Origin of the sequence: Chryseobacterium sp. B21-037, assembly GCF_028570785.1 — a bacterium.
GTDB lineage: Bacteria > Bacteroidota > Bacteroidia > Flavobacteriales > Weeksellaceae > Chryseobacterium > Chryseobacterium proteolyticum.
The window spans coordinates 3,101,670-3,127,273 of sequence record NZ_JALGCB010000001.1 but is presented as its reverse complement, the minus strand read 5'-3'; the positions used below and the strand labels follow the sequence as shown (position 1 = coordinate 3,127,273).

At 36.3% G+C, this 25,604-nt stretch carries 19 protein-coding genes; 5 read left to right on the top strand and 14 right to left on the bottom strand.

What is annotated here, in order from left to right; genetic code table 11:
* Positions 1 to 40 precede the first annotated feature (40 nt).
* Positions 41 to 3,388 (bottom strand): methylmalonyl-CoA mutase family protein, encoded by a 3,348-nt coding sequence (locus MTQ00_RS13875; protein ID WP_273649775.1) that lies wholly within the window; start codon positions 3,386 to 3,388, stop codon positions 41 to 43.
* A gap of 182 nt (positions 3,389 to 3,570) precedes the next feature.
* Between MTQ00_RS13875 and MTQ00_RS13870 the strand changes: the two genes are divergently transcribed.
* Positions 3,571 to 3,903: a hypothetical protein gene (locus MTQ00_RS13870; protein ID WP_172280903.1), complete on the top strand. Its 333-nt coding sequence runs from the start codon at positions 3,571 to 3,573 to the stop codon at positions 3,901 to 3,903.
* Here MTQ00_RS13870 and MTQ00_RS13865 read toward each other — a convergent pair.
* Positions 3,900 to 4,997: a DUF3667 domain-containing protein gene (locus tag MTQ00_RS13865; protein ID WP_273649774.1), complete on the bottom strand. Its 1,098-nt coding sequence runs from the start codon at positions 4,995 to 4,997 to the stop codon at positions 3,900 to 3,902. The genes MTQ00_RS13870 and MTQ00_RS13865 overlap by 4 nt on opposite strands.
* A 389-nt stretch (positions 4,998 to 5,386) precedes the next feature.
* Here MTQ00_RS13865 and rplM point away from each other — a divergent pair, with 389 nt between their 5' ends.
* The 3 genes from rplM to rpsB all read left to right on the top strand — a co-directional run bounded on the left by rplM (position 5,387) and on the right by rpsB (position 7,181).
* Complete coding sequence (gene rplM, locus MTQ00_RS13860; RefSeq protein WP_089027987.1) at positions 5,387 to 5,842, top strand: 50S ribosomal protein L13; 456 nt, start codon at positions 5,387 to 5,389, stop codon at positions 5,840 to 5,842.
* 5 nt (positions 5,843 to 5,847) lie between these two features.
* Entirely contained in the window at positions 5,848 to 6,234 is a 387-nt protein-coding gene (gene rpsI / locus MTQ00_RS13855) for a 30S ribosomal protein S9 (RefSeq protein ID WP_172280899.1), read from the top strand.
* Between the two features lie 185 nt (positions 6,235 to 6,419).
* The gene (rpsB, locus tag MTQ00_RS13850) at positions 6,420 to 7,181 is read left to right on the top strand and encodes a 30S ribosomal protein S2 (protein ID WP_172280898.1); all 762 of its coding nucleotides are present in this window, start codon (positions 6,420 to 6,422) and stop codon (positions 7,179 to 7,181) included.
* 70 nt (positions 7,182 to 7,251) lie between these two features.
* Here rpsB and MTQ00_RS13845 read toward each other — a convergent pair whose 3' ends face one another.
* The 11 genes from MTQ00_RS13845 to tsf all read right to left on the bottom strand — a co-directional run bounded on the left by MTQ00_RS13845 (position 7,252) and on the right by tsf (position 23,738).
* The gene (locus tag MTQ00_RS13845) at positions 7,252 to 7,695 is read right to left on the bottom strand and encodes a DUF6759 domain-containing protein (protein WP_172280896.1); all 444 of its coding nucleotides are present in this window, start codon (positions 7,693 to 7,695) and stop codon (positions 7,252 to 7,254) included.
* A gap of 123 nt (positions 7,696 to 7,818) precedes the next feature.
* Complete coding sequence (gene trmB, locus MTQ00_RS13840) at positions 7,819 to 8,496, bottom strand: tRNA (guanosine(46)-N7)-methyltransferase TrmB (RefSeq protein WP_172280894.1); 678 nt, start codon at positions 8,494 to 8,496, stop codon at positions 7,819 to 7,821.
* Between the two features lie 75 nt (positions 8,497 to 8,571).
* Positions 8,572 to 9,351: a DUF6759 domain-containing protein gene (locus MTQ00_RS13835; protein ID WP_273649769.1), complete on the bottom strand. Its 780-nt coding sequence runs from the start codon at positions 9,349 to 9,351 to the stop codon at positions 8,572 to 8,574.
* 172 nt (positions 9,352 to 9,523) lie between these two features.
* Positions 9,524 to 10,312, bottom strand: a complete 789-nt coding sequence (locus MTQ00_RS13830) for a hypothetical protein (protein WP_273649767.1) — start codon at positions 10,310 to 10,312, stop codon at positions 9,524 to 9,526.
* A gap of 149 nt (positions 10,313 to 10,461) precedes the next feature.
* A complete protein-coding gene (locus MTQ00_RS13825) occupies positions 10,462 to 13,860 on the bottom strand; it encodes a T9SS type B sorting domain-containing protein (RefSeq protein WP_273649765.1) in 3,399 nt (1,132 codons plus the stop codon).
* A gap of 111 nt (positions 13,861 to 13,971) precedes the next feature.
* The gene (locus tag MTQ00_RS13820; RefSeq protein WP_273649763.1) at positions 13,972 to 16,797 is read right to left on the bottom strand and encodes a T9SS type B sorting domain-containing protein; all 2,826 of its coding nucleotides are present in this window, start codon (positions 16,795 to 16,797) and stop codon (positions 13,972 to 13,974) included.
* Positions 16,798 to 16,930: 133 nt separating this feature from the next.
* Complete coding sequence (locus tag MTQ00_RS13815; RefSeq protein ID WP_273649761.1) at positions 16,931 to 17,695, bottom strand: T9SS type B sorting domain-containing protein; 765 nt, start codon at positions 17,693 to 17,695, stop codon at positions 16,931 to 16,933.
* Between the two features lie 61 nt (positions 17,696 to 17,756).
* Entirely contained in the window at positions 17,757 to 18,323 is a 567-nt protein-coding gene (locus MTQ00_RS13810) for an Ig-like domain-containing protein (RefSeq protein ID WP_273649759.1), read from the bottom strand.
* 19 nt (positions 18,324 to 18,342) lie between these two features.
* Positions 18,343 to 19,734, bottom strand: a complete 1,392-nt coding sequence (locus MTQ00_RS13805; RefSeq protein WP_273649758.1) for an IgGFc-binding protein — start codon at positions 19,732 to 19,734, stop codon at positions 18,343 to 18,345.
* 127 nt (positions 19,735 to 19,861) lie between these two features.
* The gene (locus MTQ00_RS13800; protein ID WP_273649756.1) at positions 19,862 to 22,669 is read right to left on the bottom strand and encodes a gliding motility-associated C-terminal domain-containing protein; all 2,808 of its coding nucleotides are present in this window, start codon (positions 22,667 to 22,669) and stop codon (positions 19,862 to 19,864) included.
* A gap of 241 nt (positions 22,670 to 22,910) precedes the next feature.
* Positions 22,911 to 23,738 (bottom strand): translation elongation factor Ts, encoded by an 828-nt coding sequence (gene tsf / locus MTQ00_RS13795; protein WP_172280880.1) that lies wholly within the window; start codon positions 23,736 to 23,738, stop codon positions 22,911 to 22,913.
* Between the two features lie 143 nt (positions 23,739 to 23,881).
* Here tsf and MTQ00_RS13790 point away from each other — a divergent pair, with 143 nt between their 5' ends.
* Positions 23,882 to 24,577 carry a DUF6759 domain-containing protein gene (locus MTQ00_RS13790; protein WP_172280878.1) on the top strand — a complete coding sequence of 232 codons (696 nt, stop codon included), beginning with the start codon at positions 23,882 to 23,884 and terminating at the stop codon, positions 24,575 to 24,577.
* A gap of 61 nt (positions 24,578 to 24,638) precedes the next feature.
* On the opposite strand, the gene MTQ00_RS13785 is transcribed toward MTQ00_RS13790, so the two are convergent.
* The gene (locus MTQ00_RS13785; protein WP_172280876.1) at positions 24,639 to 25,595 is read right to left on the bottom strand and encodes an acetyl-CoA carboxylase carboxyltransferase subunit alpha; all 957 of its coding nucleotides are present in this window, start codon (positions 25,593 to 25,595) and stop codon (positions 24,639 to 24,641) included.
* Positions 25,596 to 25,604: the final 9 nt, after the last annotated feature.

Sequence of the window (25,604 nt, the reverse complement as noted above, 5' to 3'; positions counted from 1 at the left end):
GCAGAAATCCTGCGGTTTTTTATTCATAATATAATATTGATTACATATTACGTCTGTATTTACCTCCTACTTCAAATAAAGCATTAGTAATTTGTCCAAGAGAGCAATATTTTACAGCATCCATCATAACAGCAAAGAGGTTTTGCTGATTAATAGCTGCATATTGTAATTCTTTTAAAGCTGCCTCAGATTTATCAAGATTGGCTTGTTGGAAATTGTGAAGTGTTTCAATCTGAACCTGCTTTTCTTCTTCAGTAGATCGAATAACTTCTCCCGGACGAACAGTTGGTGAGCCATCTTTACCCAGGAATGTATTTACTCCGATTATAGGATATTCTCCGGTATGCTTCAGCCATTCGTAATGCATGGATTCTTCCTGGATTTTTGAACGTTGATACATGGTTTCCATCGCCCCAAGTACACCTCCTCTTTCTGTAATCCGGTCGAATTCTGCATACACGGCTTCTTCAACCAGATCCGTTAATTCTTCAATGATGAATGAACCCTGAAGCGGATTTTCATTTTTCGCCAGACCAAGCTCTTTATTAATGATCAGCTGGATAGCCATTGCTCTTCTAACGGATTGCTCTGTAGGAGTTGTAATGGCCTCATCGTAAGCATTCGTATGAAGTGAATTACAGTTGTCATAAATGGCATATAAAGCCTGAAGAGTTGTTCTGATGTCATTGAAATCAATTTCCTGCGCATGCAGTGAACGTCCGGAAGTCTGAATGTGATACTTCAGCATCTGACTTCTTTCATCTGCTCCATATTTTATTTTCATGGCTTTTGCCCAGATTCTCCTTGCAACACGCCCGATCACTGAATATTCGGGATCAATACCATTTGAAAAGAAGAATGAAAGGTTAGGAGCAAAATCATTGATGTCCATTCCTCGGCTTAAATAATATTCTACATATGTGAAACCATTAGCTAATGTAAATGCTAACTGGGAAACTGGATTCGCCCCGGCTTCAGCAATATGATACCCGGAAATGGAAACAGAATAGAAGTTTCTTACTTTTTCTTTTATAAAGTACTCCTGAACGTCGCCCATTAATCTCAAAGCAAATTCCGTAGAGAAGATACAGGTATTTTGTGCCTGATCTTCTTTTAATATATCGGCCTGTACAGTACCTCTTACAGTGGCAATCGTATGAGCTTTAATTTTTTCATATTCTTCTTTAGGAATAATTTCATCTCCGGTAATTCCCAGTAATTTTAGTCCTAATCCATTGTTGGAAGGAGGAAGCTCTCCATTATAATGGGGCCTTTGCAATCCTTTGTCATCGAACTTGGCTTTAAGGACAGCTTCTACTTTATCTTCAAGTTTATGCTCCGCAATATATTTTTCAACATTCTGGTCTATCGCTGCATTCATAAAAAAGGCAAGCAACATAGGAGCAGGTCCGTTGATGGTCATAGAAACCGAAGTCATTGCATTAATAAGGTCGAAGCCGGAATACAATTTTTTAGCATCATCCAGTGTCGCAATAGAAACTCCTGCGTTTCCGATTTTACCATAGATATCTGGGGGTAAGGCAGGATCCTGGCCATATAATGTTACTGAATCAAAAGCTGTAGATAAACGCTTAGCAGGCATTTCCGCAGAAACGTAATGGAATCTTCTGTTCGTTCTTTCCGGGCCACCTTCTCCCGCAAACATCCTTGTAGGATCCTCTCCGGTTCTTTTGAAGGGATAAATTCCGGCAGTGAAAGGGAAGCTTCCCGGAAGATTCTCTTTACCTTTCCATAAAATAAGATCTCCCCAGTCATTATATTTTGGTAATGCAATTTTAGGGATCTTCAGATGAGACAGGGATTCTGTTGAGGTTTCTACCTTAATTTCTTTTCCACGAACAAAATAAGAATAGAATTCCTGATGAAATGCTTTTTTGGTATCATCCCAGTTTTTAAGGAAATCAATATTCTCCTGCTGGAGGTCCTTTTCTGCCTTTTGGTATTCGGCATCTAAAGTTTCGTTAGAGATAATTTTTTTCACACCATCAATATGATACATTTTTCTGGCAAGCTCAGCCTGCTTTTCAATGTTTACATCATACTGCTTATTGTTTTCCACGATCTCTGATAAATAACGAACTCTTTTAGGTGGAATTATGGTCACTTCATCTGTGATTTCCTGCTCAACGAAAGTATTGAGGTTTAGCCCCGAAAATTTGTCGTTAACTTTAGAAATTAATCTGTTGTATAGTTCTGTAGTACCGTGATCGTTAAACTGTGAAGCCTTTGTAGCATATACCGGCATGTCATCCAATGGGCTCTCCCATAAAAGATGGTTTCTCTGGAACTGTTTTCTCACGGCCTGTAAAGCATCCAATGCGCCACGTTTATCCGATTTGTTTAGAGCTACAAGATCTGCATAATCAAGCATGTCTATCTTTTCCAGCTGTGTAGATGCTCCGTATTCAGGAGTCATTACATACATGGAAACATCTGCAAAGTCTGAAACTTCAGAGCCTGATTGTCCGATACCGGAAGTTTCAAGGATAATAACATCCGGGTGGGCAAGTTTTAAAACATTCAAAGCGGAATGAATAAATGGAGAAACGGATACATTGTTTTCTCTGGTTGCCATGGACCGCATATAAACTCTGGGATCATTGATCGCATTCATACGGATTCTGTCTCCAAGTAATGCTCCTCCTGTTTTCTTTTTAGATGGGTCAATAGATATAATCGCTATTTTCTTATCTGTATTGGAACGCAGAAAACGTCTTACCAATTCGTCAGTCAATGAGGACTTACCGGCACCACCGGTACCTGTAATACCAATAATGGGAATATTTAGATCTTTTGCTTTTTCATCGATAGCTTTAACAAGCTCCGGTTTTTCATCAGAGAAGTTTTCAACAGCAGAGATAATTTTAGCAATGCTGGTTGAATTTTCGAAATTGATAGAGTCCAGATCCTGTGCTGTTACATCTTTTCCTGTGGCAAAATCTGATCTGTTAACCAGATCATCAATCATTCCCTGAAGGCCAAGCTCTCTTCCATCATCCGGGGAATAAATTCTGTCGATTCCGTAAGACATAAGATCTTGGATTTCTTCCGGCAGGATTACTCCTCCTCCTCCTCCGAAGATTTTGATTTGTGGCGAATTTTTTTCTCTCAGAAGGTCATAAATATATTTAAAATATTCATTGTGTCCTCCCTGATAAGAGGTTAAAGCTATAGCATTTGCATCTTCTTGGATGGCAGTATTTACAACTTCTTCAGCTGATTTGTCATGTCCAAGGTGAATGACTTCGCAGCCGGTTCCCTGAATAACACGACGCATAATATTAATTGCCGCATCATGTCCGTCAAATAATGACGCTGCTGTTACAATTCTAACTTTGTTTTTAGGGGTATATTTTTGGGTTTCCATAAAAAATCTAGAAAATTTCTGAATTTCCAAATATAACAATAATACAGAACATAATATTGAACTTTATATTCCTTTAATTCAAGTGTTTAGGTGTTTTTGCCGAAATTGAGGTTCTCCATTTCCTTTGCATTCTGCACGGAAATAATAGGTAAATTAATTACTTTTGCATCATATATTATTATATGCAGAAAGCTTCGATTTATTTTGCGATAGGAACTGTGATCAGTTTTCTTATTAACTATTTCTTCTTAAGCAGTCAGAATATCGGGCTAGACCTATATTATGCTGTTGCTTTTGGTTTTGCGTGGGGATTGGCTTATTATTTAGATACGCCTAATTTTTCACTGCCTCAAAAGTTGGGATTGTCTTTCGCGGCAATGGCTGTTTTGGTGTTGGTGGGATCTGTTCTTTTTGATTTGAAACTTGCGATTCCTTCTATTCTTAAATTTTCTACTGTATTTGTTGCTTATTATTTAATTGCGAGTTTTAGAGGCAGTAAGTCTTTACGTAATTAATGCATCGTTATAAAACTGATGTAGCTTAATATCATTAGCATAAAGAGTAATCCGATACAGTTGATGATAAATAGCAATGAACCTTTTAATATGCTTTTCCTCTTGCTGTTTTCATAAAGCCTGTGGTGGGCAATAAAGAAATAGGCTGAGGTATAAAAGAATAAAGCACAATAGAATAATCCAAAAATAATTTTGATAGGGGTATAGTTGGGCAGTATTGCTGTAAGATGGTTGGTGAGAATGAAGATCAGGGTAGTTAATAAGAGAAAAGAAAAGTAATGAAGGGTAAATATTCCATGATCAAAATACCACCATTTTTTCTTATTGTGAAATACCCATAGAAAGAATGCGAATATAGGTAAGTAAAGAAAAAGGGCTTTTGGGAAAGAGTGGATGAATGTATCTACAAAACGGCCTATTATTTCTTTTCTTTTCAAACCTCTGTCCTGTAAATGGAATATTTTTTTAGCAAAAGGTCTTAAAGATTTATAATTCCCTCCTCCTTTTTTGCTTAGCGAATCATATTGTTTCATTGATGTCGCTCCTAATATTGCAAATTGGTCTTTTTCAGAACTTAGCACTTCTTTTTTGTCAATAAGATCCTCAATTTTTTTTATTTTGGATATGCTTTTATGTACAATGCTGTCATTTTTATTATACCCTTCTGCAAGCATTCCGGATTTTACACTATCAATTATTTTTGCAGTCAGTTCTTTTTTCTGCTCTTTTTCTTTTTGTATGGAATGTTTTTCAGTTGCTTCATCATCTGTATTTTCTGGCTGGGGGAAAAGGGTAGGGACGAAAAAAGTTATAAAACTCACAAATATGTAAAGCTTTACAGGGGCCACGTAAATTTGTCTTTTTCCGGATAGATATTCTTTGGTTAATTTTCCCGGCTGGAATAGCAGGTACTTTATCGTTTTCCAAAATTGTCCATCATAATGAGTAAAATCTTCAATGAAATGGGTGAAAAGAAAATAGAAGGGTTGTCTCGGTTCTGTATTTTCCTGTCCACAGTGTGGGCAGAATCTCTCTTCTACAAGGTGTCCGCAGTTGAGGCAGTTTTTTTCTTCTCTTATTTTTCCGTGACTCATGACTATTAAGGCTTTGCGGCAAATATAATTATTTCGAGAGTGAAAAATAATTTTTTACATCAAATTAATGTAAAATATAATTTCACGGATAGTTAATTGATAATAATAATGGGGTATCTTTGAATAAAAGTTAATAAAGTAAGAGTTTAGTGACTAAACTCTTTACTTTATCACCTGTGTTTTTAGAATCTTCTAAAACTTTTTTTTCATCGAATATGATTTTGCAATATCTGTGCCAAGAATATTTTCCATAGATGAAATCTGTCGAATCGTTTAAGCTAAACCCATAACCTGCATATTAAATCAAATATGTTTTTCCATTACAAATTTAATTTGTATCTTTGCACACCCTTAGAGGGAAAATTATGTTTAATCTTTAACTAAAACGTGTGAATACATTAAGTTACAAAACTGTTTCAGCGAACAAAGCTACTGCTAATAAAGAATGGGTTGTGGTAGACGCTGAAGGACAACCGTTGGGAAGACTAGCTTCTCAGGTTGCAAAGATTTTGAGAGGTAAGCACAAAACAAACTTTACACCTCACGTAGATTGTGGTGATAACGTTATTGTTTTGAATGCTGGGAAAATTACGCTTTCCGGAAACAAGTGGGAAGATAAGACTTACATCTGGCATACAGGATATCCAGGAGGTCAAAAATCTATGACTGCGGCTGAACTTCAAAAGAAAGATTCTTTGAAAGTATTAGAAAAGTCTGTAAAAGGTATGTTACCTAAAAACAGATTAGGTTCTGCTTTGTTCAAAAACCTTTACTTATATGAAGGAACTGAGCACAAGCATGAAGCTCAACAGCCTAAAACAATTAATATTAACGAATTTAAATAATTAATATGTCTACAGTTCATAAAATTGGTAGAAGAAAGACTTCTGTGGCAAGAGTTTACGTAAAGCCAGGTACTGGTAACATTACAGTAAACGGTAAAGATGCTAAAGATTATTTCTCTACAGACGTAATGGTTTACAAGTTAAATCAACCATTTATCCTTTCTGAAACTGTTGGTCAGTACGACGTTACCGTAAATGTTTTCGGTGGTGGAAATACAGGACAAGCAGAAGCTATCAGATTAGGTATTTCAAGAGCTTTATGCGAAATCAACGCTGAGTTCAGATTAGCATTAAAGCCAGCTGGTTTACTTACAAGAGACGCAAGAATGGTGGAAAGAAAGAAGCCAGGTCAGAAAAAAGCAAGAAAGAGATTCCAATTCTCAAAACGTTAATTTTTTTCAGACATCAGATTGGAGACATCAGATTTCAGACTTTTTCTTATCTGGTATCTTATATCTGAAATCTATTAATCTAAATTTTAAATTGCCCGTTACGTTTAGCATCCAAACGCTTCTCCCATCTAAAGAAGTTGTTGATTGTTTAAAAGACGGAAAGTAAACTAACAAAAACAGAAAACATGGCAAAAGCAAATGTAAAAGACCTTTTAGAGGCTGGTGTACACTTCGGTCACATGACTAGAAAGTGGAATCCAAATATGGCTCCATACATTTTTATGGAGAAAAATGGTATTCACATTGTAGACTTACATAAAACAGCAGTAAAGTTGGATGAAGCTTGTAGCGCTTTAGAAAAACTTACTTCTGCAGGTAAAAAAGTTCTTTTTGTAGCTACTAAGAAGCAAGCAAAAGAAGTTGTTGCTAAGCACGCTTCAGAACTTAATATGCCTTATATTACAGAAAGATGGCCAGGAGGAATGTTAACAAACTTTGTTACAATCAGAAAGGCTGTTAAGAAAATGAACTCTATCGATAAAATGAAAAAAGATGGAACGTTCGAAACTTTATCTAAAAAAGAGAGACTTCAGGTAGACAGACAAAGAGCTAACCTTGAGAAGAACTTAGGTTCTATCTCTGACATGGTTCGTCTTCCTTCTGCAATATTTGTTGTTGATATCTTAAGAGAGCACATCGCTGTAACTGAAGCTAAAAAATTAGGTATTCCAGTTTTCGGTATCGTAGATACCAACTCTGATCCTAGAAAAGTAGATTTCGTTATTCCTGGAAATGATGATGCTTCTAAGTCTATCGATATGATCTTAAATGTTGTTTCTGATTCTATCAGAGAAGGTCAATCTCAGAGAAAAGCTGACAAAGAAAAATCTAAAGAAGAAGGAGAAAAAGTATCTGCTGATACAGATGCTGATTTCGATGCAGAATAATTAAAGATTTTCTTTATTATATAAAAGGCCACTAATACAATTAGTGGCCTTTTTTTATGATATAAAAACTTTAGTTGGATAAAGTGATAGAGTAGGAGTTTGTAATAAATTTTGTCGATTGATATACAGAGTTGCAGACCATCCCGGAAAGCTTATAACTTTGATTTTTGGGAAGCATTACGTATCCTATTTTGTTTGCTCCAATCGGTATTTTTCTGTAGTAATTGTTTCCGCTTATTGTAAGGACCATATTACAAGGAGATTTATTCTCTACAGAAAAAGAGGTTTGTGTACTCCCTGATGAGTCATTTAACAGGTCATTTAATACTTCAGTTGTTTCAGGCTTATAAGTCTTCATTAATTCATTATACTCACGTTCCGTACTTACGCGTGATGATGTTGCAGAAGTGGATGGAAAAGGATTTCTCCTGATTGGATAATTATTATAATTTACACTACAGCTGATCATTATTAATGAGAGAATGATGCCAGGTAAGAGTAATTTCTTTTTCATATATATTTTTGAACAGTAAATGTATGATTTTACTTTTTATCTATAAAATTCTATTTCCCTATCTATTCGCATCCTATTAAAGTCAGAATAGTTGTTTTCATCAAATGTGTGTACATATAAAACTTAACTTATTCTAAACTTTATATAAGTAATAGTCTTTCCTTTTGCGGAAAAAAGTGCTTCATAATATGTTTTTATATCCCTTAAATATTTTGTGTCGGGATCATACTCCGGAGCTCCGTAAATGTCGTGATGGGCAGTGATTATTTCATAGCCGGCTCCCTGTAGAAAACCTAACGTATAGCCATGTAAAAATTCGGAATCTGTTTTCAAATGAATGATTCCGCCTGGTTTTAAGAATTTTTTATACCGATCCAGAAAGTCAGGATGAGTCAGCCTGTGTTTTGTACGTCTGTATTTTATTTGAGGATCCGGGAAAGTGATCCATATTTCATCCACTTCATTTTCTGCAAAGAAGTGATCTACAAGTTCAATCTGAGATCTTAAAAAAGCAACATTAGGCATATTGTTTTCAACAGCCTCTTTAGCTCCGAACCAGAACCTTGCTCCTTTAATGTCTATCCCTATAAAGTTCTTTTCTGGGAATGCTTTTGCAAGACCAACAGAATATTCTCCCTTTCCACACCCTAACTCAAGAACAATAGGATTATTGTTTTTAAAGAAATCAGTTCTCCAATTTCCTTTAAGTTCGAAACCACTTAAAACTTCTTCCCTTGTCGGTTGAATGACGTTAGGTAATATTTTGTTTTCTTCGAATCTTGCTATTTTATTTTTACCCATGACTATAAATGAAAATCTGGCAAAAATAGTGATTTTTATGCATAACTGGCTCCTTTTGCTCTTAAAAAGAAAAGGTTAATTTTTAGGTTCCGAGGATCCCAGTGCAACCATAATCGGTTTTTGAATCGTTTTTTGAGAGGCATATTGTGCTCCGCAAACAATGCTTGTAAAAAGATAATCTCCTTTTTGTACAACTATGGAGTTTTCATTATGTGCCGGAACAGCGAGTCTGTATTTTGTAGTACCAACACCTTCCATTCTCACGATCATGTTACAGTCTGATTTGTTTTCTATAAGCACGATACATTCTTTGCTCATAGGATCATTATCAAACAATGAATTTAGGATCTGTACTGTCCTGTTCTTATGTTCCGTGGGAGAAACTGCCATCAGCATATTGAATTCTTCTGCTTCAGCATCTGGAATTGCTACCGTTGTTGAAGATGTGTTGACTACAATTGCATTTTGTGCATTACTGGGCGTATAAACGATTGAAGATTGTTTGGCAGCTAATTCTGCTTTGTATTTTGCGATCTGCTTTTGTTTAATGATAGCATTCATTTCATCAAAAGTGATCTTGGTAGATGGCCTCCTTTTAAGCAAAGCAAGCATTTCCTGCATTTCTTTTACTTTTTGATCTGCCGGGTGAGCATTCTTGATGTACTCCCTCATCATATCCATTACTTTAGGTTTTAAAACTGATCTACGGGGATCATCCGGATGGGCATCTCTAAGAAAAGCATTGATCTCATAAATGTTTTTACTTTTTAGAATATTCGTGTAGTCCTTTCCTCTTTTCTGAGCAGAAAGGCTAATAAATAATAGTGTACTAAAGAATAGAAGTAACTTTTTCATCTGACAAATATTAGGTTAAATGGTATCTCTCCTTAATTTGTATTCAGGTCAGTTAGTCTTTAAAAAGATAACGTACCAATATAATTTTTATTTTACACTAGTACGTGAGATAAATTTAAGAATATATTGTATATAAATACAATTTTTTTGTAAATATCTCAATAACTGTATGTTATTTTACAATATCTTGCAGATGGGAGTTCTTTAGCCTTCTTTGATAGATGGGTAAATATTTTTCAATTGGAATTTTTACAGCTTCAAAGTTACCTGCCTGTACATAAGGTTGTATATTCTCTGAAGAATAAACAAATTGTAAAAAGTTATCAATTAAATTTTCAGGAATTTTAAATTTCAGGAAATAATCTTTACCCAAATAGTTCTTTATTTGAGTCACCGAATTATTCATGTTCTCGTAAGCAACATAACGTTGTTTCTTTTTTCTTTCTCCAGATAAAATATCGTAAATGCTTTCAAGACTAAATGTTAAGCCACCGTCACGAAGTCCCGCTACCGGAAGCTGTGGCGGATTGCCATCTCCCTTAGGCTCCGGAAGCCCAATTACTTTTTTCAGCTCAAGGGCTTTATCTTTCTTAGCTAAGGCATTAACATCATATCGTAAATTTCCTGTAGGTTTAAATCTGCTGATGACAACCTCCTGGATATCATGATAGGCAATTTTCAGCTCGATCAGGCTTTTAATGCCGAACATCTGAGGGGTAAGGCGGATATCTTTTCTTTCTGTAACGATTGAAGTAAAACGTATAACATCTCCAGGGTTAGCCTGAATGTTAAAATCACCATTATAATCAGTAAGAACGGTTCGCTGAGTATTCAGGTTTGTTACATAAACCTGATTTAAATATAATATGGAATTGTCTCTAAGGAATACTTCCCCGGAATATATTTGAGCATTGATCTTTGCAAGAAAAACCAATAGCAAGAGCGTTATAAGTTTCTTCATATAATGTGGCAAAATTACATAGAATTACATCAATTTATACCTAGATAGATAGTGAAAACAGGTTAAAGTTATATTAAACTTTAGTTCATAAGTGTTAATGAATGTTATAACGTTGATTTTTTAGATCATTTTCTTCTGTTGATGTTTTGCTATCTGTTTTTTACCAAAAGCCAGCTAGAATATTTTACGACAGTACTTGCCCCGTACTCAGTCCAGCTGATGGTATACCAGTATGTTGCTGTATTCACAGGTCTTCCTCCCAACTTCCCATCCCAGGTATAACGATTACTAGCAGTGCCTCTGAAGATTTCCGCGCCGTACCGGTCATAAATTCTAAACTCAATATTATCTTTTGTCATCAATGCGGAATAATCTATTCCATCATTATGACCATCATCATTTGGAGTGATGGTGTTGATCAGATTGATGATGGTAAAAGGCCTCTGAACTTCATTACATCTTTTGGAATCCCTTACATAAATAATATAGCTCCCTCGTGGCAGGTTTTGAAAAACGTTTGAAATCTGCCAGGTCGTTCCATCGAGTGAGTATTCATAAGGAGGAGTTCCTCCACTTGCCCCTATAGTTACTGTATTCCCGTTAATCTCTATGGAAACAATGGCTGGAGATTGAGATTCGGTAACATTTACAAACTGTCTGTAAATACAACCATTGTATTGCAGGTCTACCCAATAACTTCCTGCAGGTACATTGGAAATAGAAGATGTTGTTGCCCCCGTGCTCCAAAGGTAGCTTTCAAAGCCGGGACCTGCATCTAAAGTTGTTTTGGTATTAGGGCATATAATCTGATCAGTAAGTAAGTCTGATCGTTTAGGCGTTTTTATGGTTATGATTATCTTTCCTATTTCTGCACAAGCTCCCTGCTTTTGAAATCTTACGAAAGTAGTTTGTGTGCCCGTAAGGATTACGGGGTTATTGATTGGATTGATGTTATTCTGAGCATCTGTAAGAGTTGCAAAAAAAGTAGCGTTTACTGAAGGGTCTGTTGTAAATTGTGTGATATACTGACTTAAATTTACTTGTTTTATTCCGTCCAGATCATCATCACAAAAACTTTCCGTTACTGTATTTTTAAGTAAAGGAACTCTTGCACCTAGTGTAAATGTAAGGGGTTGGATTACCTTTGCACATCCGTCGGGAGAATCTACCCTTATGTAAATGGTTGTGGTAGCACTGTAGCTCCAGGTGTTGGGTAAATTATTTGCATTTCCGGCATCAGCATCAGCTAGATTTGCATAATATCTTACGTTTGTAAAATAAGTACTGTTTGAAAGCACCAAGGGAGTAATATTTGATAGTATAACCGTTACTATACCATCAAAATTATCATCACAGAAAGTACCATTATAATTCTGCAGAACAATTGCTACCGGGTACAGATTGAGTGTGATCTGGGCAATGCTTTTACATCCGGAAGGGTTTTTTACCACAGCATAAATGATAGTTCCATTCGGAGCTGTATAATTATTGGGATTTGTAATCAGAGCAGTGGCATTTTCTGTTTGCGCATCAGTCAAGGTAGGGTAATAGGTAATGGTTACAGGTGTACTGGTAGTAACATTCGCTGAAGTGAGATTGAAGGTGCCCTGACCGTTGATATCGCAGGCAGATAAAGTAGCATTAGTTACCGTTAAAACCTGAATGTGTATCGTAACAGTCACAGTTTCGCAATCAGGAAAATCCGGATCGTTTCCACAAAATGTGTAAGTAAAGGTATCTGTTCCGGCAGTTCCCGGATTAGTTACATTATATGTGATGGCCCCTGTAGTAGGATTTATCGTTGCTGTTCCTAATGTAGGGGGCGTTAAGATGGCTATTGTTGAGATTACAGGTGTCTGGGTAGAAGAACTAAATACAGGATTAATTGTATGGCTTGTACAAACATCATATGAGGCGGTGCTGAGTTTAGTACAATTTAAGACTTTATAAGGCTCGGTAATTAATGGAGCACAGCTACCCATTGTAACGGCGCAATTATAATTTCCGGACTGGGTTGGGGTATATGAAACATTCGTTGCTCCCGGAATAAGAATTCCATTGCGATACCATTGATAGGCGTTATAAATAACAGGGTCTACAGTAAGAACAATTCCCGGAACACAATCGCCCCCTGATTTTAAAATAACAGGTTGGGTCGGGAAGCCTGCAAAAAATCCTCCATAACCAACAGCGTCACTTCCGGCATTGATTCCGGCCGTAATTGCTTTATCGGAAACAACGGTAATGGTTCCCGTAACATTGGGAATTCCATAAGTTACCCAGTTATTTGTTCCTGTCATATTAAACGGTCCCGTTGTAGCAGGTGGTGTAATGCCGTTCACTGTTACATTGGCTCCTTTTTCGGTGATAAGATTAAGTTTTGTTGGAATGCTGAGGATTCCATTTGGATTATTATTGGAGTGGACAAAATTTTCATCTATAAATCCCAGTTCATTAATTTGCTTGGGAAGATAACAGTTGAGGGCAGGAATAAAATTAAAGCCCCCTGTAGCCACCTCATTTCCTGCGGTTGCATCCCCGGCTAACATCTGATATACGTAAGTATTTTTTGTCGTTTTAATATATAAATTATAGTGACCGTTTCCTTGCAGCTGGTACTTGGTATCTGGAATAATAAAGTATTGTCCTGTATTTAATGTAGCAATAGGAACGACTTCGTTATTTACACGGATTTGGGTATTATCTTCTGTTGCAATTACTAATGCCTCCTCCATATTGGCGCCGATATTTCCGTTTCCTTTGACGAGCGCAAATTCATTTCCAAGCCTGTCAACGGGGACAGCCTGATCCATTAGAATATCTGAACTGGTGGGGTAATTCCCTGCATACTGGCCATTAAAATTTCCATTGGTGATATTTACAGGTTTATTAGCGGTTATTTTCGCTCCAATAAATCCGTCAAAGTTTCCGGCAATATCTCCGATACCATCTATAATGTAAGATTTCCCCTTATTAAGTGTAAATGTAATCACAGGGTTAGTAGCTCCTGTTGTTCCATTTGAAAACTGGACAGTAGGCTTATATCCAGATATAGTAACCGTTGTATTGTCCTCAGTGGCCAGGATACTGGTCATAAAGTTTAAAATAATATTAGTAACACTGATCGGAGCATTGGCTGCGTAAAAAACTTTTCCAGTTGAGGGAATACCTTTTGAAGTGATAATTTCAGCATGGTTGAATACGGAAAATCTCAAATTTGCGTAAAAAGGAAATTCTGCTTTTAAATAAAGGCCTTTAGATGTGGGAGTAAATAGGTCCGTTTGCTGTGTTGTGATGATATAATCCCTTAATACATCAAATTTTTGAGGATTATTCTTACTGATGTTTACGGTACCGATTAATACATTATTATTATAAATACTTACAGGGAATGATGTTGTCCGGTTGGTAGAAAGATACAGTTTCTGATAGGGATTCGGATTTCCGGTTCTGTCTACCATCGGGGCAAACCAATGTTCTCTGTCCAATTGGGCAGATACAGACGAGAAAATATAAAATATAAATAAAAAAGATAGAATTTTATTCATTTAGTACTAGCTTTTAACGCAAATTTAATAATAATAAGTAGTAATATGTTGAAAAAATAATAAAAAAACCACGATTCGAAATCGTGGTTTTTATTATTATTCAAGAAAATCTTATTCTCTGTTTTTTACAAGGATCCAGCCGGAATATTTTATTGGTGTTTGCTTTTTATTAGGCTCATTCCAGCTAATATCAAACCAATAGTTTCCTGTAGATACTCTTTTACTTCCATTGGTTGTTCCATTCCATTTATAGCCATTGGTTTTATCTCCCTGATGGATTTTAGCACCATACCTGTCATAGATATTGAATGTTAAATTTGGTTTGTATGATAATGACGAATAATCAATTACATCATTTACACCATCATCATTTGGTGTAATTACATTAACCAGGTTTGGAATAGTAACGGAAACAAAAATAGGATCACAGTCATAGGCGTCTTTAACATATACAACAGCATCTCCACGTGGAATATTATTAAATACATTAGAGTCCTGCCAGTTTATGTTATCAATAGAATATTTATAAGGAGGAGTGCCTCCTATAGCATATACTGTTATGGCATTGCTCGTTATGTCAACATTAGAAATAACAGGTTGCTCTGCGGGATATACATTAACCGTTTGTGTTGTTGTACATTCACCCGTTTTTAATTGGACAGAATAAGTACCGACTCCCACGTTAGTAATAGACTGTGTAGTAGCTCCTGTACTCCATAGATAAGAAGCAAATCCGGGGCCTGCATCAAGTGTGGTTTTATCTTCCATACAGATGATTTTATCAACCAGTACTGTAGATTTTACAGGTGCCAGAACAGTCAGGGTAACTTCCGCAACTCTGTAACATCCATTGGCATTGCTTACTTTAATATACACAACTCCGGTTGGTGCAATGTAGGTAGTAGGATTTGTAATTTCATTTGTCCCATTTACTGCATCAGTAGGTGATGGGTAATATTTTTTTGTAGTTCCAGCCTGTGTGGTTACTGCAGCCAAAGTAAGATTAAATAGTCCGGTTGACGGATTTTGCTCCAGGAAGCAGGCTCTCAATGCTGCATTGGTAACAGTTGGCGTTGAAGAAACTGTTAAGTTTAACGTTACCTGTTCGCAATCAATAAATTCCGGGGCATTTCCACAGAATTTATATACAATAGTATCCGGACCAAAGTATCCGAAATTCGGAACATAAGTGATAACACCGGTTACAGGATCAATTGTTGCTGTTCCATTCGCTGGTGGAGTTACAATGGTTACCGTTCCCGGAACATAAGTTTGGGTTGAATTTGTAAATTCAGGGACAATCGCCTGGTATCCCTCACACATGATTAGAGATTTTGTAGATTGTTCAAGGCAAGAGAATACTTTGTATACAGGTGTTGTAGCAGGAGGGCAGCTTCCTACGGTAATTCTTACGGTATAATTTCCCGCCTGAGTTGGAGTGTAAGAGTTGGAAGTTGCACCCGGAATTGGATTTCCGTTTAGAGACCATTGGTAGGTTTCAAAACTGTCGTCTACCTCTAAAACTATTCCTGGAATACAGTCTCCTGTTTGCTTCGCGATTACAGGGATTGATGAGAATCCTGCGAAGTATCCGCCATAACCCGCCGTGCTATATCCACCGTTGATTCCGGCAGTTACGGCTTTTGTTGATGTAATGGTAACATTTCCTGTAATTCCTTGTATACCATATGTTACCCATTGTGTATTTCCTGTAAGAGGAAATGGTCCCTGTGCTGCGGTTGGAGTAGCACCATTTACAGTAACTGCTGCACCGGCTTCAGTTAAAATATTAAGTTTTAAGTTAACGGTACCTGTATAGGTTGGCATTTCCTGAATTTTCCCGATTTCATCTATTTTTCGGGGAAGGAAACAATTTAAAGGGGGGATGTAATTGTAACCTCCCGTATTATTGGCAGAGCCGGCACCAATTAATTGGTACAAATAAACATTTTTTGTAGTACGGATATAGATATTAGAGTGACCGCCCGCTTGAGTAGCATAGTCATTGGCCATAATTCTGTAATAGTCTCCCTCGTTGATGGTAGCAACTGGAGTTGTTCCCGCATTAAGATAAATTTCAGTATTGTTTTCTGTGGCAATTATAATTCCTCCTTCCATATTGTTCTGGCTTGTGGAAATACTTTTTACCATGGCAAACTCATTCCCAAGTCTGTTCGTTGGTACGGACTGGTCCATAATTAAATCCGAACCATCAGCAGATGTTGTTGTTGCATAAAACCCATTTGAATTACCATTGGTAACGGATATAGGCTTATCAGCAACAATTTTTGCTCCAATAAATCCCGTCTGGTTAGCAACGGTATTTCCAAGTCCGGCAAGAATATAGGATTGTCCCTTGTTTAATGTCGTCGTAAGTGATAGTGGAGGAGTGGTATTATTAATGAATTGTATATTGGGATCATATCCTGAAATGGTAACGGTAGTATTATCTTCTGTTGCCATTATTCCCGTTGTGAAGTTATTAGATGTGGAACTAACAGTCATAGGAGTCGCTGCGGCATAAAATTGAGTTCCAATTCCAGCTTTCCCCTTAGAAGTAACAATTTCTCCGTGAGAAATATTATATATTCTTAAAGAAGCGAAATAAGGCTTGTCTCCTTTGGTATGAACTCCAAGATTTGTGGGAACGGCAGCACTTGAAGAGCTTGTTGTTCTGATGTATTGAGCACCCAAAGTAAAGGATTGTGGGCTGTTTTTACTGATAGTAACGGTCCCGATTAATGCATTATTACTATAAATTTTGACATCAAAAGGAGTGACAGAGTCAGTAGAAAAGTAAAGCCCGTGTGCGTAGTTTGTAGCTGACGAAGATGAGCTATCAAAATAAGGAGCAAACCAGTGGTCTGTATCTCTTTGTGCAAAAAGGCAATTATAGGATAATAAACATAGGAATAAACTAAGTAAAAATCTTTTCATAGATATGGGAATTTAGGATTGTTGCAAAAATAGGAGATTATTTGATATATCATCAAGTAATTTAAAAAAAATGCAATAAAATAATAAAAAGAAACCACAATTCTAAGATCGTGGTTTGGAAATATTGTCAAATTTAATTTCTGTTTTTTACCAAAATCCAACCCGTATATTTTACAGGTGTTTTTTCTTTGTTGGATTCATTCCAGTTAATGTGATACCAGTAAGTTCCTGTGGAAATTTTTTTGCCTAAATGTTTTCCATCCCATTTGTAATTATTGAATTTATCGCCGGTGAATATTTTATTTCCGTACCTGTCATAGATAACTAGAATAAGATTCTCTTTATATGACAAGGCACTATAGTCAATATAATCATTATGTCCATCATCATTAGGAGTTATGGCATTAATAAGATTGACAACTGTAATCTCTACAGAAATCGGTTTACAATTATTGGCATCTTTTACATAGAATGTATGTTGACCTCTGGAAAGGTTGGTAAATACATTTGAATCCTGCCAGTTTGATGTTCCATCTACGGAATATTTGTAAGGTGGTGTACCACCAGTTACAATAACAGTTGCCGTATTGTTAGAGATTTCAATCTGAGTAATTACAGGATCCTGAGTTTTGATAACCTTTACAATCTGTGTAACAAAGCATCCGTCTTTTCCAAGAATAACGGTATATTCACCAACTCCTACTCCCTCTATGGATTGTGTAGTGGCACCCGTGCTCCATTGATATGAATCGTAACCAGGGCCTGCATCAAGATTGGTTCTAGAATCAATACAAATATATTTATCAAGCAGAGTAGAAGATTTCTTAATAGGTTTTGCAATTAGTGTAATTTTTGCAATTCCTGTACATCCTTCATTACTTGTAATTTTAACATACACAACTCCTCCTGTGGATTCGTAATTTTGTGGATTTGTGATCTGATTGGTATTAGCGTTCAGGTCAGCTAAAGTGGGGTAGTATTTTTTTTGTTACTAAATTGAAGTCAATAACGTTTGCTGTTGTTAAATCAAAATAAGCTTTGTCTTCATATTGACAAGCTTCAAGGGTGGCATCTTTTACGATAAAAGGGACAACTGTCAGATTTATAGTTACTGTTTCGCAGTCGATGAATTCCGGAGCATTTCCACAGAAAGTATAAACGATTACATCTGGTCCAAAATATCCCGGCGCAGGATTGTAAGTAATTATTCCTGTAGAAGGATTTAGGATTGCTGTTCCGTGAATAGGTGCTGTTAAAATTGATACAGTACTCGGAACAGGTGTCTGTGTAGAGCTTGAAAAGGTTGGGGTTATAATTTTAGTGGCACATATATTTATACTGGTTGTTGTATTTTTCATACAGGTAAAAACCTTATAAATTGGAGTTGTTACCGGACAGCTTCCCATTGTTACTTTTACAGTGTAGTTTCCTGATTGTACTGGAGTATAGGTGCTATTTACAGCTCCGGGAATGGCGACTCCATTTAAATACCATTGATAAGTTTCATATCCATCGTCAACTTCCAAAACAATACCAGGGACACACTCACCGCTTTTTTTTCGTAATTACCGGGACAGATGAAAATCCTGCGAAGTATCCTCCATAACCTGCAGTGCTATATCCTCCATTAATTCCTGCAGTTACCGCTTTTGTAGATGTGATGGACACATTTCCTGTAATCCCTTCAATGGCATAGGTTTGCCATTGGGTATTGCCCGTCAAAGGGTAAGGTCCTTGTGAAGGAGTTGGGGCGACTCCATTGACAAGGACGGCTGCACCTGTCTCAGTGAGAATATTCAATTTCAGTGTTATTGGACTGTTTATATTAGGCATTTGGTTAATATTTCCAATTTCATCTATCTTCCTGGGCAGGAAACAGTTGAGTGGTGGAATGTAATTAAATCCACAGGTCGCGTTGCTGTCTCCTACAGCTACAAATTGATATAAATATACTTTTTTAGATGTGGAGATAAACATATTGGAATGTGTTCCTGCTCCGGTTTGTGTGACATAATTGGATTCATTAATTCTATACCACTGTCCCGCATTTATGGTAGATATTGGATTTGGAGAACCATTTAAAAATATATCAGTATTATCTTCTGTTGCAATAATAATCCCGCCTTCCATATTTTGAGATGGGGCTGTGGACCTAGTTTTGACCATGGCAAAAGTATTGCCAAGTCTTTCAATAGGAACAGATTGATCAAGAACAGGATCAGAGCCCCCCGAGCTGAGTATTCCGAAATTACCATTACAGCTTCCGTTAGTAAGAGCTACAGGCTTATCAGCTACAACCTTAGCACCTATAAAACCTGTAAGGTTGGCGCTGGAATTCCCGGAACCTGCAAATATAAATGATTGTCCTTTGTTTAATGTGAAAGTATGTGAATTTCCTGTAGGTGTTCCTCCATAAAAAGTAACGCCTGTGCTATTCCATGAGACAGTTACGGTTGTGTTATCTTCTGTAGCAAGAATTCCTGCTGTAAAATTATAAATTGCACTTATTGCGCTATTTGGACTGGATGCTATGAAAAATTCTTTGCCAATACCTGCTTTCCCTTTACTGGTGATAATTTCACCATGTGCGCTTTGTGCCATTCTTAAGCTGCAGTAAAAGCGTTTATCACCTTTAAGATATAATCCTTTATTAATTACTTTAAATCCATCAGCTATATTAGTTGCAAGTATTACATTGTTATTTAGAGTGAATATTTGTGGATTTCCTTTGCTGATTATAGCTGTTCCAATTATAGAATTGTTGTTATAGATTTTAACTTCAAATGGGATTACTGAATCTGTTGATAGGTATAAGGCATTAGTATATCCTTCAATAGTACTGTAATAAGGCGCTATCCAGTGGTCTGTATCCCTCTGGGCAAAGAGTGTATTAATTATAAAAAGAACCAGAACTAGACTAAAGAAATATTTTTTCATGGTATTGGGAATTATAATTTTATACAAAAATAGTAGATTATTTGATATGTTTTAATAATAATCTATTACAACAATAAAAAACCACGATTAATTAATCGTGGTCTAATTATTTAATAATTATTTAATGTTAATTTCTATTTTTTACTAAAATCCAACCCGTATATTTTATAGGTGTTTTTTCTTTGTTGGATTCATTCCAGTTAATGTGATACCAGTAAGTTCCTGTCACTATCTTTTTATCGAAATGTCTTCCATCCCATTTGTAATTGTTGAATTTGTCGCCGGTGAATATTTTATTTCCGTACCTGTCATAGATGACAAAGCTAAGATTCTCTTTATAACCCAGTTCACTGTAATCAATATAATCGTTGATATTGTCGCCGTTTGGAGTTATTGCGTTGATTAAGTTAGGAACCGTAATTTCAACAGAAATAGGGGTGCAATTATTGGCATCTTTTACATAGAATGTATGTTGCCCTCTGGAAAGGTTAGTAAATACATTTGAATCCTGCCAGTTTGATGTTCCGTCTACGGAATATTTGTAAGGTGGTGTACCACCAGTTACAATAACAGTTGCCGTATTGTTAGAGATTTCAATCTGAGTAATTACAGGATCCTGAGTTTTGATAACCTTTACAATCTGTGTAACAAAGCATCCGTCTTTTCCAAGAATAACGGTGTATTCACCAACTCCTACTCCCTCTATGGATTGTGTAGTGGCACCCGTGCTCCATTGATATGAATCGTAACCAGGGCCTGCATCAAGATTGGTTCTAGAATCAATACAAATATATTTATCAAGCAGAGTAGGAGATTTCTTAATAGGTTTTGCAATTAGTGTAATTTTTGCAATTCCTGTACATCCTTCATTACTTGTAATTTTAACATAAACAACTCCTCCCGCAGAACCATAGTGTTGAGGCTCTGTGATCTGATTGGTATTAGCGTTCAGGTCAGCTAAAGTGGGGTAGTATTTTTTTGTTACTAAATTGAAGTCAATAACATTGGCTGTTGTTAAATCAAAATAAGCTTTGTCTTCATATTGACATGCTTCCAGGGTGGCATCCTTTACGATAAAAGGGACAACTGTCAGATTTACAGTTACTGTTTCGCAGTCGATGAATTCCGGAGCATTTCCACAGAAAGTATAAACGATTACATCTGGTCCTAAATATCCCGGTGCAGGATTATAAGTTATTATTCCTGTCGAAGGGTTTAGGACTGCTGTTCCGTGAGTAGGTGCTGTTAAAATGGATACAGTACTCGGTACAGGTGTCTGTGTAGAGCTTGAAAAGGTTGGGGTTATAATTTTAGTAGCACAAGCATTTATACTGGTTGTTGTATTTTTCATACAATTGAAAACCTTATAAATAGGCGTTGTTACAGGAGGGCATGTTCCCATACCAACTTTCACGGTATAATTTCCTGCCTGGGTAGGCGTGTAAGTATTGGTAGTAGCGCCAGGAATGGCAACCCCATTTAAATACCATTGATAGGTTTCATATCCATCGTCAACTTCCAAAACAATACCAGGGACACACTCCCCTGTCTTTTTACTGATTACTGGGACTGATGAAAATCCTGCAAAGTAACCTCCATATCCTGCGGAGCTATATCCGCCATTAATTCCTGCAGTTACAGCTTTTGTAGATGTGATGGATACATTTCCTGTAATCCCTTCAATGGCATAGGTTTGCCATTGGGTATTTCCTGTCAATGGATAAGGTCCTTGTGCGGCCGTTGGAGCGACTCCGTTCACTAAAACAGCTGCTCCTGTCTCTGTTAAAATGTTTAGCTTTAATGTAATCCCACTTGAAATACCCGGCATCTGATTGATGTTTCCAATTTCATCAATCTTTCTGGGCAGGAAACAGTTTAGAGGTGGGATGTAATTAAATCCACAGGTAGCATTACTATCTCCTACAGCTACAAATTGATATAAATATACTTTTTTGGATGTGGAAATAAACATATTGGAATGTGTTCCCGCTCCGGTTTGTGTTACATAACTTGTTTCGTTGATTCTATACCATTGTCCTGCATTGATTGTTGCTACAGCAGTAGGAGAGCCATTTAAAAATATATCTGTATTATCTTCTGTGGCTATGATGATTCCGCCTTCCATATTTTGAGAAGGGGCTGTGGACCTAGTTTTGACCATGGCAAAAGTATTACCCAGCCTTTCTACTGGGACAGACTGGTCGAGAACAGGGTCAGAACCTCCGGATCCTAATATCCCGAAATTTCCATTGCAGCTACCATTGGTTAATGTAACGGGTTTGTCGGAGACAACTTTAGCACCGATAAATCCGGTAAGATTTGGGTTGGAATTCCCGGAACCTGCAAATATAAATGATTGTCCTTTGTTTAATGTGAAAGTATGTGAATTTCCTGTAGGTGTTCCTCCATAAAAAGTAACGCCTGTGCCATTCCATGAGACAGTTACGGTTGTGTTATCTTCTGTAGCAAGAATTCCTGCGGTAAAATTGTATAGTGAACTTGTTGAAGTGTTAGGGCTGGATGCTACGAAAAATTCTTTACCAATACCCGCTTTTCCTTTACTGGTGATGATTTCACCATGTACGCTTTGTGCTAATCTTAAACTACAATAAAAAGGCTTGTCCCCTTTAAGGTATAGTCCTTTACTTGTTGCAGTAAAAGCATTTGCCGTAGTGTTGGCCATTATGAGGGCATTGTCCGTGATGGTATAGACCTGTGGGCTCCCTTTGCTGATTGTAACAGTGGTAACCACGGCATTATTATTATAAATTTGTACATCAAAGGGAGTGACCGAATCCGTAGATAAATATAATGCATTGGTATATCCTCCAACGGTATCATAATAAGGGGCTATCCAGTGCTCAGTATCTCTTTGTGCGAAAAATAGGTTAATTGTAAAAAAGAACAGTAATAAACTGAGTAGAAATCTTTTCATAAACTTGGGAATTAGGATTTCTACAAATTTAAAATAATATTTGATATATCATTAATAAATTACGGGCTAAAATAAAAAATAATTCATAATTATATGTCAAAATCTTTTGAGTGTATGAAAATTATAATCGTAAAAAGAATAATTTTTACCATGGCGATTTTAAGTTCAAAAATAATAGTAAGAGCATAAAAAAATCCCGATGAATTTTCATCGGGATTTTATTTATCTTAAGAAGACAAGATTAGTTAAGACTTACTCTTACAAATCCTGTAACTTTTAAATCTCCATTAACAGATTTTACATAGTCTGCAACAGATTGGCTTCCATCTTTAATAAATGCTTGGTGAACCAAAGTGTTTTCTTTGTAGAATTTCTGCATTTTACCTTTAAGGATATTGTCGATAATGTTTTCAGGCTTACCTTCTTTAGTAAGAAGTTCTCTTTCGATTTCTAATTCCTTGTCAATAGTTTCTTGAGAAACTCTTGTTTCGTCAAGAGCGATAGGGTTCATTGCAGCAACCTGCATAGAAACAGCTTTAGCAGCTTCATCAGCTCCTTCTACTTTAGAAGAAAGAGATGTAATTGCAGCGATTTTGTTTCCAGCGTGGATATAAGCTCCTAAGAAAGGACCTTCTAGTCTTTCAAAAGCACCGATCTCAATTTTTTCACCAATAACTCCTGTTTGCTCGATAAGTTTTTCAGCAACAGTAATTCCGTGGAAGTCTGTAGCTAGAAGTTCTTCTTTAGTTGCAGCAAAAATTGCCATTTCAGCTAACTCATAAGCTAACTCGATGAACGCTTCGTTTTTAGCAACAAAGTCAGTCTCACAATTTAAAGAAATAACAGCACCTAAAGTGTTATCTTCATTTACTCTTGCAATAACAACTCCTTCAGTAGATTCTCTGTCAGCTCTGTTAGCCGCAACTTTTTGTCCTTTTTTTCTAAGGATATCTACTGCTTTTTCGAAATCTCCTTCAGCTTCAACTAAAGCTTTTTTGCAGTCCATCATACCTGCACCTGTTTGGTTTCTCAATTTTGCTACGTCTGCAGCAGCTGGTGTATAAGACATAATATCTATTATTTTTTTTATTAAGAATTAGTTTTGATTTTTTAGTTTATTTTTGAGCAGTGCAAAGATAATGATTTTAATGACAAACTAAAAATTGACTTTTCACGTTATTTATTTGTTAATAATTTTAAAATGCTTAGTTAATGAAAAAAATATTTCTCCTTATATTTTTATGCATTTTTACACTTGGCTTTTCTCAGAAGAAGAAAAGGGCCAAATCTAAAGCTGTTGTGGAAAAAGAGACTTTGATAATATATACTGAACAGGATGCTGAAAGTTCAAAGGAGGCAAGAGTAATAGCCGGATTTTTAAAACAAAACCCGAATCATGCAAAAACAGATTACTTTAAAAGGAAGCTGATAGAAATAATTATGGCTGATAATTCTCCGGAGGCAAAACCAACTATTAAGCCTATTAGTAAAGAAAAAATAGAAAAAATTGTTAAAAATAATGAATTGAACAGTGGCAAAACACTAGCCGTAAATTCAGCATCTGCACCTTCTGAAACAAAAGTAAATTATGCCAGCGTAAGCGGAAGCAAAAAATCAGAACCAAGTGAAGAGAATAAAAGGACAGCTGCTATGCTTACTCATCTTTTTAGCAATGATACTAATTTAAAAGAGGCATACATCAATATTAAAAATAGATCGAACTGTAATTTGATTGTAAAGATCAGTGGGAAAAAATATTACAATCTAAGTGTTCCTGCAAAAGGGCAGAATTTTATTTTAATAGATAAGGGAGAATATGTTTTGACAACAATGGTTTGTGATGCAAAATATTCTTCCATAAAAAAGATCAGCAAAGATATTGAGATTGAGCTGAATGTTTCTGAATAAAAAATTGAATGATCAATATAGAATAAAAAAACGGTTAAGAATTTCTTAACCGTTTTTATTTTTATCCTTTAAATTGCCCCATGGCAATGAATTTTTCTTGACGTTGAGTTTCAAGTTCCTGTCCTGTAAACTTAGAGAAAGCTTTTATGTTTTGCAAAATTGAACTTTTCAAATTCAAATATGCTGTTTCAGGATCGTAGTGTGCTCCTCCCAGAGGTTCTTCGATAATCCCATCAATGAATTTTTCTCTTAATGCATCTTGCGGGGTAAGATTTAATGCATTCGCTGCATCTTCCTTGTGATCCCAGTTTCTCCACAATATAGAAGAACAACTTTCGGGTGCAATTACAGTATACCATGTGTTTTCCAGCATATATACTTTATTTCCAACACCTATTCCTAATGCTCCACCGCTAGCTCCTTCACCAATAATGTAAGTGAATATCGGAGTTTTAAGCTGAACCATTTCAAAAATGTTTCGGGCAATAGCTTCACCTTGTCCACGTTCTTCTGCTTCTAATCCAGGATATGCTCCAGGTGTGTCCACTAAAGTTACAACCGGGATACGGAATTTTTCAGCTAATTTCATTAGTCTAAGAGCTTTTCTATAACCTTCAGGATTTGGCATCCCAAATCTTCTGTGCTGTCTTTCTTTGGTTGTTCTCCCTTTTTGGGTTCCGATGATCATTACTTTGTGACCATCCAGAGTAGCTAAGCCTCCAACCAATGCCGGATCATCTGCAAAATTTCTGTCTCCGTGAAGCTCCAGAAAACTACCCTTGTCTGCAATACCATTGATATGATCCAATGCATAAGGACGATCAGGGTGACGGGATAGTTGTACTCTTTGCCAAGGAGTAAGGTTTCCATAGATCTCTTTTTTCTTCTCTATGATCTTATCCTCAATTTGACTACATGCTAATTTTACATCAACACCACTTTCTTCTCCTACTAAAGAACATGTTTGGTATTGGTCCATTAATTCTTTTATAGGAAGTTCGAAACTTAAATATTCCATTCTTGAAGT